The organism is Teichococcus coralli, assembly GCF_009829925.1.
Classification (GTDB): Bacteria; Pseudomonadota; Alphaproteobacteria; order Acetobacterales; family Acetobacteraceae; genus Pseudoroseomonas; species Pseudoroseomonas coralli.
The window spans coordinates 1-12,417 of sequence record NZ_SNVJ01000006.1 but is presented as its reverse complement, the minus strand read 5'-3'; the positions used below and the strand labels follow the sequence as shown (position 1 = coordinate 12,417).

General features: G+C 70.9%; 13 protein-coding genes, 1 tRNA gene and 1 pseudogene. 6 read left to right on the top strand and 9 right to left on the bottom strand.

Annotation, left to right across the window (positions count from 1 at the left end):
- Positions 1 to 7: 7 nt before the first annotated feature.
- The 5 genes and pseudogenes from E0493_RS08690 to E0493_RS08670 form a co-directional block, all read right to left on the bottom strand.
- Complete coding sequence (locus E0493_RS08690) at positions 8 to 718, bottom strand: lysophospholipid acyltransferase family protein (RefSeq protein WP_160936550.1); 711 nt, start codon at positions 716 to 718, stop codon at positions 8 to 10.
- Positions 719 to 824: 106 nt separating this feature from the next.
- Positions 825 to 1,274: a 23S rRNA (pseudouridine(1915)-N(3))-methyltransferase RlmH gene (locus tag E0493_RS08685; protein WP_160936729.1), complete on the bottom strand. Its 450-nt coding sequence runs from the start codon at positions 1,272 to 1,274 to the stop codon at positions 825 to 827.
- Between the two features lie 194 nt (positions 1,275 to 1,468).
- A pseudogene (gene rsfS, locus E0493_RS23290) lies at positions 1,469 to 1,945 on the bottom strand (ribosome silencing factor); the annotation flags it as partial.
- Positions 1,946 to 2,749: 804 nt separating this feature from the next.
- Positions 2,750 to 3,346, bottom strand: coding sequence for a nicotinate-nucleotide adenylyltransferase (locus E0493_RS08675; protein ID WP_235913663.1), 597 nt, complete (start codon positions 3,344 to 3,346; stop codon positions 2,750 to 2,752).
- Between the two features lie 53 nt (positions 3,347 to 3,399).
- Positions 3,400 to 4,665, bottom strand: coding sequence for a glutamate-5-semialdehyde dehydrogenase (locus tag E0493_RS08670; RefSeq protein WP_367614476.1), 1,266 nt, complete (start codon positions 4,663 to 4,665; stop codon positions 3,400 to 3,402).
- Positions 4,666 to 4,840: 175 nt separating this feature from the next.
- Here E0493_RS08670 and E0493_RS08665 point away from each other — a divergent pair, with 175 nt between their 5' ends.
- Positions 4,841 to 5,986: a hypothetical protein gene (locus E0493_RS08665; protein WP_160936548.1), complete on the top strand. Its 1,146-nt coding sequence runs from the start codon at positions 4,841 to 4,843 to the stop codon at positions 5,984 to 5,986.
- Positions 5,987 to 6,039: 53 nt separating this feature from the next.
- Here E0493_RS08665 and proB read toward each other — a convergent pair whose 3' ends face one another.
- The 4 genes from proB to rplU all read right to left on the bottom strand — a co-directional run bounded on the left by proB (position 6,040) and on the right by rplU (position 8,871).
- The gene (gene proB, locus E0493_RS08660; RefSeq protein WP_160936547.1) at positions 6,040 to 7,158 is read right to left on the bottom strand and encodes a glutamate 5-kinase; all 1,119 of its coding nucleotides are present in this window, start codon (positions 7,156 to 7,158) and stop codon (positions 6,040 to 6,042) included.
- Positions 7,155 to 8,165, bottom strand: coding sequence for a GTPase ObgE (gene obgE / locus E0493_RS08655; RefSeq protein ID WP_160936546.1), 1,011 nt, complete (start codon positions 8,163 to 8,165; stop codon positions 7,155 to 7,157). The genes proB and obgE overlap by 4 nt, the downstream gene beginning before the upstream one ends.
- 93 nt (positions 8,166 to 8,258) lie before the next feature.
- On the bottom strand, positions 8,259 to 8,528 hold the full coding sequence (rpmA, locus tag E0493_RS08650) for a 50S ribosomal protein L27 (RefSeq protein ID WP_160936545.1): 270 nt from the start codon (positions 8,526 to 8,528) through the stop codon (positions 8,259 to 8,261).
- Positions 8,529 to 8,553: 25 nt separating this feature from the next.
- Entirely contained in the window at positions 8,554 to 8,871 is a 318-nt protein-coding gene (gene rplU / locus E0493_RS08645) for a 50S ribosomal protein L21 (RefSeq protein WP_160936544.1), read from the bottom strand.
- A 227-nt stretch (positions 8,872 to 9,098) separates the two neighbouring features.
- Between rplU and E0493_RS08640 the strand changes: the two genes are divergently transcribed.
- The 5 genes from E0493_RS08640 to E0493_RS08620 all read left to right on the top strand — a co-directional run bounded on the left by E0493_RS08640 (position 9,099) and on the right by E0493_RS08620 (position 12,351).
- Positions 9,099 to 9,188: transfer RNA gene (locus E0493_RS08640), tRNA-Ser, on the top strand.
- 162 nt (positions 9,189 to 9,350) lie between these two features.
- Entirely contained in the window at positions 9,351 to 10,715 is a 1,365-nt protein-coding gene (locus E0493_RS08635; RefSeq protein WP_367614475.1) for a tyrosine-type recombinase/integrase, read from the top strand.
- A 300-nt stretch (positions 10,716 to 11,015) separates the two neighbouring features.
- A complete protein-coding gene (locus E0493_RS08630) occupies positions 11,016 to 11,717 on the top strand; it encodes a hypothetical protein (RefSeq protein ID WP_160936543.1) in 702 nt (233 codons plus the stop codon).
- Positions 11,718 to 11,824: 107 nt separating this feature from the next.
- Positions 11,825 to 12,061: a helix-turn-helix transcriptional regulator gene (locus E0493_RS08625; protein WP_160936542.1), complete on the top strand. Its 237-nt coding sequence runs from the start codon at positions 11,825 to 11,827 to the stop codon at positions 12,059 to 12,061.
- Between the two features lie 38 nt (positions 12,062 to 12,099).
- Entirely contained in the window at positions 12,100 to 12,351 is a 252-nt protein-coding gene (locus E0493_RS08620) for a hypothetical protein (protein WP_160936541.1), read from the top strand.
- Positions 12,352 to 12,417 lie beyond the last annotated feature (66 nt).

Sequence of the window (12,417 nt, the reverse complement as noted above, 5' to 3'; positions counted from 1 at the left end):
CTGCCCCTCACACCCGCCGGCTCGCGACCGCTGCGGGATTCGCCACCCAGGCATCGGCGGTGTCGCAGGCCGCGTTCAGCGCCGCCTCGATGGCCGGCAGCGCGACCAGCGCGTCCCCGCGCGGCACCCGCACCGGGGCGCCGCAGACCAGCACGGCGCGCGCGAAGGGCAGGGGCAGCATCATGCGGTCCCAGCTCGGCAGCAGGTGGTGGCGGCTTGCGGCGGCCGCGGTGGGCAGCACCGGCACCCCCGCAATGGCGGCAAGCTGCGCCACGCCCTCCGCGGCCACGCGGCGCGGCCCGCGCGGGCCGTCGGGGGTGATCGCCACCGGGCTGCGGTCGCGCAGCACACGGAGCATGGCGCGCAGCCCCGCCGCGCCGCCACGAGAGGTGGAGCCGTGCACCATCACCAGCCGGAAACGAGAAACCACCTCGCCGATGAAGCGCCCGTCGCGGTGGCGCGAGACCAGCACGTGCGGCTGCCAGTGCTCCGCGCCTGGGAAGAGCCGGTGCGTCACCGTCCAGAGCATCGGCATCATCGGCAGGCGCTCGTGCCAGAAGGCGACGATCACCGGCGCGCCCTGTTCGGCCAGGGGCGCGATGTTCTCGTGGCCCGCCAGCGACCAGCGCGCCGTGCGGTAGCAGAAGGCGAGGTAGAGGGTGAGCAGGCGCGCGAAGGCCGCCTGGCTGGTGGGGTGACGGATCAGCTTGCGGAGCATGGCATCGGTGACATGAGGGGAAGCGCCCCTAGCACGGTTGCGGCCAAGGCGGAAATGCGGCCCGCATGGCGGCCGCTTTCCCGCCCGGGCTGCGCCGGAGGTCCCGTCAGGGCCGCCAGGCACGGTGATAGGGGTGGCCGGTGCGGATCGCCTGCGCACGGTAGAGCTGCTCGGCCAGCATCCCCCGAACCAGGAAATGCGGCCAGGTCATCGGGCCGAGGGAAAGGCGGTGCTCGGCCCGGGCCAGCACGGCGGAATCCAGCCCCTCGGCGCCGCCGATCAGGAAGGCCAGCGGCTTGCCGCCCGCCTCCCAGCGTTCCAGCAGGGCGGCCAGGCCTTCGCTACCGGGCGTGTGCCCGCCGAGGTCGAGAGCGATGGCGAGGGCGCCGGGCGGGAGGGCGGCGAGAAGGCCCGCCCCCTCCCGCCGCCGCACCTCGACCGCCGCGCCGCGCGCCTCGGGAATCTCGCGGACCTCCAGCGGCGGGCGCAACCGAGCGTTATGTTGCGCGAACAGCGCCGCCTCCGGGCCGGATTTCAGCCGCCCGACCGCGATCAGCAGCGGTGCCCGGCTCAGTCCGTCCTGCCCGGGCCCGTGTCGCCCTCCTCGTCCTCGTCCTCCTCGTCCTCCTCCTCGTCCACGAGGCCGTCGAGGGCGTCCTGGAGGAGCGGCAGGTCGTCCTCGTCCTCTTCCTCCTCACCGGCTTCGAAGCCGGATTCGCTCAGGGCATCGGGCTCATCCGCGGTGACGCTCTCGCCCGCGGGCGGACTGTCCGGGCCCCACATCTTCTCCAACCGGTAGTTGGCGCGCGCCTCCGGCTTGAAGAGGTGGACCACGAGGTCGCCGGCATCGAGCAGCACCCAGTCGGGCGAGGTCTCGGTGCGGATGCGACGGATGCCATGCTCGGCCAGGGTGCGTTCCAGATGGCCGGCCATGGCCTGGATCTGCCGGTCGGCGAGGCCGGTGGCGATGATCAGCCGGTCGGCGAAGGTGGCGCGGGTGGCGACGTCGAGCACCACCACGTCCTCGGCCTTGTCGTCTTCCAGGCTGGCGACGGCCGCCTGCACGATCTGGTCGATCGGTGGCAGCGCCAGCCTGGCCTTCGCGCGCGGGCGCTTCGGAGCGGCTGGCGCGGCGGCCGGGGCCGCCTTGCGGGGCGGAGCCTTGGCGGCGCCGCGCGGCGTCGCCGGCTTCGCGCTCCGCGCGGCTGTCGCGGTGGTGGAACGCACCGGCTTGGCGGTGGCAGCGCGGCTTGGCTTTGCCGAGGCGCGCGGCGTGCGGTTGGCGGCGCTGCGCGAGGCCGTGGCAGCCGTGCCGCTGCGCGTCGTCCTTGCGCTTGTGCCGCCGCGGCCGGGCTTTGCGGCATCGGTGCCGCGCGGCGCCTTGTCGGTCATGGGGCGGGCCGGCTTCGCCGCCGCTGACGTGCGGGGAGCCTTGGCGGCCGTGCCGCCGCGAGCCGTCGGGGCGGTGGTGGCGCGGGCCGGCTTGCCCGCAGTGCTGCCGCGGCCGGGCTTTGCGGCAGCGGTGTCGCGCGGCGCCTTGGCGGCCGTGGCGCGGGCCGGCTTCGTCGCCGCTGGCGTACGGGGAGCCTTGGCGGCTGTGCCGCCGCGGACATGGTTGGCGCCGGCCGTGCCGCCGCGAGCGGGCTTGGCAGCGGCCGTGCCGCCGCGGGCAGGCTTGGCGGCGGCCGTGCTGCGCGCCGGCTTGGCGGTGGCGGTGCTGCGCGCCGGCTTGGCGGTGGCGGTGCTGCGCGCCGGCTTGGCGGTGGCGGTGCTGCGCGCCGGCTTGGCGGTGGCGGTGCTGCGCGCCGGCTTGGCGGTGGCGGTGCTGCGTGGCGCCTTCGCGGCGGCGGCGCGGGTGGACGTGCCCTTGGCCGACGCGCGGCCGGTGCTGCCGGTGCGGGGCGCCGCCGTCCGGCGGCGCGTATCGTCCGGGCTCTTGGGGGTGCGGGCTATGGCGGCCTCCTGTAGCGGTTCTTTGAGTGTGATGTATGACGCCAGTGCCGGGTTTCGAACCAGCACCGAAATTGCGGATTATCCCGCGCGCCGCTCCGCCCGCGCGCGCGCGGCCCGCAATGCGGTGGCGCTGGCCGGGTGCTCGCGCGCCGGCACCAGCGCCCAGCCGGCATGCCGGCCGGGCGGCGATGCCGGCAGCAGCGCGCCTGGCCGGCGGCGATGGCGGCGAAGCTGCGCGGCGGCGGCGCCATGCAGCGCCTTGCGGGTCCAGCCCGGGCGCGGCAGCACCGCCAGGGGCGTACGCGCCGCCATGGTGCGCCAGCGTTGCCAGCGCGGCAGTTGCCAGAGGTTGTCCGCGCCGATGATCCAGACGAATCGCGCGTGCGGAAAGAGGCGGGTGAGGCGGCGCAGCGTGCGCGCGGTGTAGCGCTGGCCGATCGCCGCCTCGATGCTGGTGGCGATCACCCGCACGCCGTCGGCGATGGCGCGCGCCGAGGCGAGGCGCTCCGCGAAGGGCGCCATGCCGGCGCGCGGCTTCAGCGGGTTGCCCGGCGAGACCAGCAGCCAGACCTGGTCCAGCCGCAGCGCGCGCAACGCCTGCCGCGCCACATGCAGATGCCCCGCATGGGCCGGGTTGAAGCTGCCGCCGAGCAGCCCGATGCGGCGCCGGCGCATGTCGCCCCACCGCCCCGGGGCGGCGAGGCCCCGGGAGGCGCGTCGCATCGCCGTCAGGGCCGCGTCTGGCCGGTGCCGAGCACCTGGTAGCGGTAGGTGCAGAGCTGCTCCAAACCGACCGGGCCGCGCGCGTGCAGCCTTCCGGTGGCGATGCCGATCTCGGCGCCGAAGCCGAACTCGCCGCCGTCGCAGAACTGGGTGGAGGCGTTCCAGAGGCCGACGGCGGAATCGATGCCTTCGAGGAAAGCCTGCGCGGCGGCGGCATCCTCGGTGACGATGGCGTCGGTATGCTCGCTGCCGAAGCGGCGGATATGCGTCAGCGCCTCCGTGATGTCCTTCACCACGCGGATGGAAAGGATGGCGTCCAGCCATTCCGTCGCGAAGTCGGTCTCGGTGGCGGGCGGCAGCTCCGGCAGGATGGCGCGGGCGCGCTCGTCCGCCCGGAAGGCGCAGCCCAGCGCCGAAAGGTCCTGCACCAGCAGCGGCAGCAGGCTCGGCGCGATCGCGGCGTCGATCAGCAGCGTCTCGGTGGCGCCGCAGACGCCGGTGCGGCGCATCTTGGCATTGGCCAGCACGCGGCGCGCCATCTCGGGGTCGGCGGCGGCGTGGACGTAGGTGTGGTTCAGCCCCTCGGCATGGGCGAGCACCGGCACGCGGGCCTCCTGCATCACCCGCGTCACCAGCCCCTTGCCGCCGCGCGGGATGATCAGGTCGATCAGCCCCGCCGCGCGCAGCATGGCGCCGACGAAGGCGCGGTCCTGCGTCGGCGCCATCTGCACGGCGGCCTCCGGAAGGCCGGCGGCGCGCAGCCCCTCGGCGATGCAGCCGCGGATGGCCACGGCCGAGCGCGCGCTCTCGCTGCCGCCGCGCAGCAGCACGGCGGAGCCGGCCTTCAGGCAGAGCCCGGCGGCATCCGCCGTCACGTTCGGGCGGCTCTCGTAGATCATGCCGATGACGCCCATGGGCTGCGCCACGCGGCGAATGGTGAGCCCGTTGGGGCGGGTCCATTCCGCCAGCACGCGGCCGGCGGGGTCGGGCAGGGCGGCGATCTCCTCCAGCCCTTGCGCCATGGCCTCGACGCGGGCGGGAGTGAGGGTCAGCCGGTCGCGGAAGGAGGCGGTGAGGTCGCCGGCGCCGGCGAGATCGGCCGCGTTGGCCGCCAGGATCTCCTCCTGCCGCGCGCGCAGACGGGAGGCGGCCTCGCGGAGCGCCGCGTCCTTCGACGGTCGGCCGGCGCGCGCGAGCTGGCCGGCCGCCTCCCGGGCGGCGCGGGCGGCGGCGTCAAGCGCTTGGGCGATCGTGTCGGTGATGGCGTTCACGGTCCTGGCTTCCTGTTGGCGGCCCGCCCTCGGCAGGGCCCGCCCCATCGGTAGCGCGCGGCGCGGGCGAGGGGAAGCGCGCAACGCGCGGCGGCTGCCTTGCCAGGGAAGCGGGCCAACCTCTAGTTTCGGCGCGCTGCCGCAGGCCGCGCGACCTTTCCCCGGGAGACCCGACTTGCCCGCCAATGCCGAGCCCCGCCCTCTCTCGGGCCCCATCGTCATCTTCTCTTTCGACCGGCCCGAATATCTCGGCCGGCTGTGCGCCTCGCTGAAGACGCAGCAGCGGGTGAGCATCCCGGAAGGCGGCGTCTACCTGCTGCAGGACGGCGCCGTTTCGCCGCATAGCGGCGTGCGGGTGGCGCAGGACGAGGCCATCGCGGCCTGCGTGGCCGCCTTCCGGGAGCATTTCCCGGGCGGGGTGGTGATGCAGAGCCCGGACAACCTCGGCATCGCGCAGAACATCCGGCGTGGCGAGAAGCTGGTCTTCGAGACGCTGGACCAGGAGATCGGCTACTTCTTCGAGGACGACCTCGAACTGGGGCCGCTCTACATGCACATGATGGAGGAGCTCTACGCTGCCCTCCGTCCGCTGCCGAACATCGGCTACTTCACCGCCTATGGCGACGTGAAGCTGCAGGCGCCCGGCCCCGAGGTGAAGCTGCTGCCGATGGCGCACAACTGGGGCTTCGCCCTGCTGCGCGACGCCTGGCGCAGGATCGATGCCCGGCTGGCCTCCTTCTACACGGTGCTGGAGGGGCGGGACTATGGCGCGCGCAACCACTTCCGCCTCTATGAGCTCATGCAGGAGAGCGAGTTCGCCACCAACGCCACCTCGCAGGATGCCTTCAAGTCGCAGGCCTGCGCCGAGCTCGGCCTGGCGCGGCTGCGCACCGACGTCTGCTTCGCCCGCTACATCGGCGAGAAGGGGGTGCACTTCAACGCCGCCACCTTCGACCGCCACGGCTTCCGCGACATGAAGTGGGTGGACCGGGAGGACGTTCATCTCGCGCCCGTCAGCGCCGCGGAAGTCGAGCAGATCCAGGCCCGCAGCGCGGAGGGTCTGCGCCGCTTCCGCGCCGAGAAGTTCGACGAGATGTTCGCCGCCCATGCCGCCAGGCGCTTCGACGAGGACCGGCTGGTGACGCGCGAGGACGTCGAGGACATGTATCGCCTGGTGCTCGACAAGCGGCCGCATGGGGAGAACATGTTCAACAACTTCGTCGGCAAGCGGACGATCCGCGAACTGCGGCGCCGGCTGATCTTCACCGACGAGTTCCGCATGCGGAACCCGCTGCCGGGCGAGTGGCGGCCGAAGGACTGAGCGCGGCGGAACCAGGTCGGGGAGAACCGTTCCCCCCTCCCGGCCTTCCGGGCTCAGAGCAGGACCAGGTCGTCCCGGTGGATGATCTCGTCCCGCCCGCGCCAGCCGAGGATGGCCTCGATCTCCTCCGAGCGGCGCCCGGCGATCTGCCGCGCTGACTCGGCATCATAGGCCGAAAGGCCGCGCGCCAGCTCGGCGCCGGCCTCGTCCTGCACCGCGACCGGGTCTCCGCGCGTGAAGCTGCCCGCCACCTCGCGCACGCCGGCCGGCAGCAGGGAACGGCCATCGCGCAGGGCCTGCGCCGCACCGGCATCCACCCGCAGCACGCCGAGCGGCGCCAGGCTGCCGGCGATCCACTGCTTCCGGGCGGTGCGGCCTTCGGGCGCCGGCAGGAACCAGGAGCAGCGCGCGCCCTTCATCAGCGCCTGAAGCGGATGCTCCCGCTTGCCGAGCGCGATCGCCATGGCGCAGCCGGCGCCCGTCGCGATGCGGGCGGCGATCAGCTTGGTGCGCATCCCGCCCGAGGAATAGCCCGGCGGCGGCTCGCCCCCCATGGCCATGATCTCGTCCGTGATGCGCTCGACGATGGGAAGATGTCGCGCCTCGGGATCGTTGCGCGGATCGGCGGTGTAGAGGCCGTCGATGTCGGAGAGCAGCACCAGCGCGTCGGCGTGCAGCATTTCGGCGACGCGGGCGGCGAGGCGGTCATTGTCGCCGAAGCGGATCTCGGCGGTGGCCACGGTGTCGTTCTCGTTGATGACGGGGACGCAGCCGAGGTCGAGCAGCGTGCCCAGCGTGGCGCGGGCGTTCAGGTAGCGGCGGCGGTCCTCGCTGTCCTGCAGCGTCAGCAGGAGCTGGGCCGCGGTCAGCCCGTGCTGCGCGAGGGCGGCCTGCCAGGCGCCGGCCAGGCGGATCTGCCCGACCGCGGCGGCGGCCTGCTTTTCCTCCAGCCGCAGCTTCTTGCGAGTGAGGCCCAGCGCGCGGCGGGCCAAGGCGATGGCGCCGGAGGAGACCAGCACCACCTCGGTGCCCCGCGCCCGCAGCGCGGCGACGTCGGCGGCGACAGAGGCGATCCAGCCCTCGCGCGGGGCGGCGGTCTCGGCATCCACGACCAGGGCGGAGCCAATCTTGACGACGACGCGCCGCGCCGCGGCGAGGGAGGGGGAGATCATGCGGGGGCCTTCTCGCGCTCGCGATAGATGGTGTCGGCCAGCTCGCGCAGAACCTCGTCCACACCGTCCCGCGTGGCGCCGCTGATCAGGTGGACGGGGCGGCCGAGGGCCCGCTCCAGCGCCTTGACGCGACTTACCTTGGCCTGCGGCGTCATGGCGTCCAGCTTGTTCAAGGCGACGATTTCCGGCTTCTCGGACAAGCCGCCGCCGTAGCCTTCCAGCTCGGCGCGCACCGTCTCGTAGGCGCCGACCGGGTCGGGCTGGCTGCCGTCGATCAGGTGCAGCAGCACGGCGCAGCGCTCGACATGGCCGAGGAAGCGGGTGCCGAGCCCGGCGCCCTCATGCGCGCCCTCGATCAGCCCGGGGATGTCGGCCAGCACGAACTCCTCGGTCGCGTTCAGCCGGACAACCCCGAGCTGGGGCGTGAGCGTGGTGAAGGGATAGTCGGCGATCTTCGGCCGGGCGGCGCTGGCGACGGACAGGAAGGTGGACTTGCCGGCATTGGGCAGGCCCACCAGCCCGGCATCGGCGATCAGCTTGAGGCGCAGCCAGAGCCAGCGCTCCTCGCCCGGCCAGCCCCTGTCGGCGCGGCGGGGGGCGCGGTTGGTGCTGGACTTGAAGTGGGCGTTGCCATGGCCGCCATCGCCGCCGCGGCAGATGACGGCGCGCTGGCCCTCCTGGGTGAGGTCGGCCAGCACCGTCTCCTTGTCCTCGGCCAGGATGACGGTGCCCACAGGCACCTTCAGCGTGACGTCGTCGCTGGCGGCGCCGGTGCGGTCGGAGCCGGCGCCGTTGCCACCCTTGCGGGCCTTGAAGTGCTGGGCATAGCGGTAGTCGATGAGGGTGTTCAGCCCCGGCACCGCCTCGACGATGATGTCGCCGCCCTTGCCGCCGTTGCCGCCATCCGGGCCGCCGAACTCGATATACTTCTCGCGCCGGAAGGCGACGACGCCGTCGCCCCCGTCGCCGGCCTTCACCCAGATCTTGGCTTCGTCGAGGAACTTCATGGGGAGGGGGTCCGGGGAAGGGGGTCGCACAAACAAAAGCGGGGGCCTTGGGGCCCCCGCTTGCGGTCTGGTTGTCTCGCGGAGGCGCGAGACTTACTCGGCGGCCTGCGCCACCGGCTCGACGGACACGAAGACGCGGCCCTCGGCACCCCGGCTGAACTTCACATGCCCATCAACCGTGGCATGCAGCGAGTGGGTGCGGCCGACCAGCACGTTCTGGCCCGGCTTCATCTTGGTGCCGCGCTGGGTGACGATGATGTTGCCGGCGGCGACCTGCTCGCCACCGAACTTCTTCACGCCAAGCCGCTTGCCGGCGGAATCGCGGCCGTTGCGGGAGGAGCCGCCAGCCTTCTTATGCGCCATGGTGGGTGTCTCCTGGTATGTCGGTTCAGGCCGCGGCGATCTCGGACACGCGCAGCACGGTGATGTGCTGGCGATGGCCGTTCTTGCGCCGGCTGTTCTGGCGGCGGCGCTTCTTGAAGATGATGACCTTCTCGCCCTTCTTCTGCTCGAGCACCGTGGCGGTGACGGTGGCGCCGGCCACGGTGGGCGCGCCGATCGTCAGGCCGGCGTCGGTCGCCACGGCCAGGACGTCCTGGAAGGTCACGGTCTGGCCGGGTTCGGCCTCCAGCTTCTCGACCATCAGCACCGCGTTCGGGGTGACGCGGTACTGCTTGCCGCCGGTGCGGATCACTGCATAGGTCATGGGACGCCCTGAAAAGCTCTGCCGTACTGGCCTGATCTGGAACGATAGATGGCCGAGAACGGCCATCGGCGGAACACATGGCCCCGCCGGGAGGACGCGCCTATAGCCCCGCGAGCCCTCAAGAGTCAATCTTGGGCGTGGATTCGGCGGATTCTCGCACCGGGTGCGTTGCGCAACGCGCGCGGCCCCTTTATACCCCGCCCGCCTGTCGGCCAGGCTCACCCCGCGGAGAGGTGCCAGAGTGGTCGATTGGGACGGTCTCGAAAACCGTTGTACTCGCAAGGGTACCGTGGGTTCGAATCCCACCCTCTCCGCCATTCACCCCTCTGCAGCTTTCCACTCCACGCCATAGCCTTGTCTTTTGGTGTGAAATATCAATGTCTTACACTCTATCTCCGTCCATAATGGACTACTGAAATCCACCTCTACCCCAATTCTCGTTGGGGGTAGCGTTGGGGGTAAGGTAGCATCGACCCCCAATGGCGGACCTTCCGTTGGGGTGGAGCATGGCGGGCAAGGCGAACACACTCACGGCGCGAGCGGTGGCAAATGCCAAGCATCCTGGCACCCACAAGCGCCCCGTGCGGATTGGTGACGGCGGCGGGCTTTATCTCCAGATCGCTGCCGGCGGCAGCAAGTCCTGGCTGTTCCGCTTCCGGCTGCGGGAGAAGGACCGGGAAATGGGCCTGGGCGCGGCTGATCCCGAAGGCCGCAGCGGCGGCGTGACCCTGGCCGAAGCGCGGGAGAAGGCTGCCACCGCCCGCAAGCTGATGCGGGAGGGGGTAGACCCCATCGACGCACGCCAGGATGAGGCTGAAGCTCGCAAAGCCGCCGATGCCGCCGCTACCCTGGCAGCCTCGCCGCGCACCTTTAAGAGTGTCACGGAAGCCTTCCTGACCGACCGGGAAGGGGGGTGGAGCAACCCCAAGCATCGCGCCCAGTGGGAGGCCACCCTGCGCACTCTGGCCTTTCCCGCCCTGGGCAAGATGCCGGTGGAGCGGATCGGCACGGAGGACGTGCTGAACGTCCTACGCGGCATCTGGACCCAAACCCCCGAGACAGCCTCGCGCCTGCGTGGGCGCATCGAGGCGGTGCTGAACTTCGCCCGCGTGCGAGGCTGGCGGGAAGGGGAGAACCCGGCGCGCTGGCGAGGGCACCTCGACCACATGCTTGCCAACCCCCGGAAGGTGAAGCGCCCCGAGCATCGCCCGGCGCTGCCTTGGCGGGAAATGCCGGCCTTCATGGCGGCGATGCTGAAGCGGGAGGGGGTAGCCATTCATGCCCTAGCTTTCGCCATCCTGACCGCCGCCAGAACGGGCGAGGTCCGGCTGGCGCGGTGGCGGGAGATCGACCGGGAGCAAGCTGTTTGGACCGTGCCCGCTGCCAGGATGAAGGCCAGGAAGGTGCATCGCGTTCCGCTCTCTCCGGCGGCCCTGGCGGTGCTGGATGCCGTGGCACCGCTAGCCAAGGAGGGTGAGAGCCTGATCTTCCCGAGCGCTATGCGGGAGGGAGCGGCCCTTTCCGACATGACCCTCTCCGCCGTCATCCGCCGGATGAACGAGGAGGCGGGAGGCGAACTGCCCCGCTGGCGCGATGCCGAGGGCCGGGCGGTAGTGCCCCACGGCTTCCGCTCCACCTTTCGGGATTGGGCCGGAGAGACGCGACCGGAGGGGAGAGAGGTAGCGGAAGCTGCCTTGGCCCATGCCATCAAGGGCAAGGCCGAGGCCGCCTATGCCCGGTCTGACCTCTTGGAGAAGCGCCGCCCTCTCATGAATGCCTGGGGAGAATGGTGTGGCAAGGCGCCGGCCGAGGTAGTGAAGCTGCCGGGGGCGAAGGCGGGTTGATTACTCTCCGTCGCTGATTAGGCCGATGCCAAAACTGCCAAAAGCCCCTTTGTCCGAGGGAGCAATGCCCTGGCGACGTTAGCGGGTGGGGAGAGGTGCATTCGCTCCTCCTGCTGCAAGCGTGGGCAGGCGCAGATGGGGTAACTGGCTTTCCGCATGACCGCCAGCGTCGCCATTCTACTTTCGTATCGGACTGCCTATATCCGTCTCTGGTGGGGCTAGGCTGATCCCCAACGCACGGAACTCCGAACGGGCTGCCCCGCCGCCTGAATCGTCGGAGGCGCGTATCGGAGGCGGGCAATGTTTGACTTTTCGGGCTCTGATGGACTCTGGGTTTGGTGTGTAACGCCCGACGGCGGATTAGCCATCGATCGTGGCCAGGATCGCGGAGACGGACGTATTTTACTGAGTCACGGCGGGTTCGTAACGCGACAGCGCATTATCGCGCGCGGCAAGGCAGGCAACGAACCCCTATCGTTCTTCGCGGCGCTTACCGGCGAACTGCCTGCAAATTTTGCTGCTGCTGTGGCAGGATATATCGGGCATCGCCTGCCCGATTGGTTGGTAGCTGAAATGCGGTTCCGGCTTGCCGAGAAGGTGCGCGACGGCTGGCTAATTCTCGCCGGTAAGCAGGTTCCCCTAGCAGCCAATGCGCAATGGCATAGCTTCGATGCCTCAGCCCTTGATGCGTGGGATTTCCGTCTCGACAACACGGCACGCCCATTGGTGGGGAATGGGGACAGCTATGTCCACGTGACAGTTTTCACGCAGGATCAGTGGAAACGTACTTCGGCAGCGAAGGGTCGCGCGCTCCCACCACCGCCCTCTAAGGCGGTTGAATGGATGCGGGAAGCCTATTCGCGCCCGATCAAGCCAAAGCGGGATGATGCGATTGAGGATTGCCGTGTAGCGCTTGGCATCACTGTCCCGGAAGCTCGTGCCGCTCTTGCCACCATAAAGGAGCGTCGGAAACGCGGGCGCCCTCGTGGTGGTCGTGGCTGAACATAGGCCCGAAAAATCGGACGTCCGATTTTCCGTTTTCCTATTTTCGCGTCTTCGAAGTCTTCCCATAAATGATTGCGCCGTCACCTGAACGGAGATGGCGTTCCATGCATCAATCCCACCCAGTCCCGCCCATCGGCGAGGCATCCTCCGCCCGCCGCCTAACCTACACCCCCGCCGACCCGTTGTTGACCGCGCGGGAGGCCGCCTCCGAGACGGGCCGCGCGCTTTCGACCTTCTATCGTGATCTGCGCGCCGGGTTGCTGCCGCAGCCCTGCGTGAAGGTTGGCCGCTCGCCCCGCTGGCGCCGTTCCGTGCTCCATGCCGCGCTGGGCTTATCGTGATGATGGCGCGCGCCCCTGAGTGCCGCTCATCCGACGCAGTGACGCCGCGGACCCTGCCGCCCCTGCACGCCCATACCGCCGAGACTTTGGCGCTGCTGAACGAGGCCCGCGCCAGCGGCGCGCATGAAATGGGCGACCTGATTGAAGGCGATCTGTTCGCCGCCTGCCGCGCCATCGTCACCGCCGCCAGCCCAGCGCTGCGGCGGGACTTGGTGAAGGTGCTGCATGACCTGGCCGCGCCCGCCGTGGCGCTGCCGATCCCTCACAACGAACAACCCCCGCGCGGCTGAGGACCGGCGGGGGCTGCGGGTAAGTCATTGGTGCTGTCTTAGAGCGTCTAACAGAACCTGGAACCG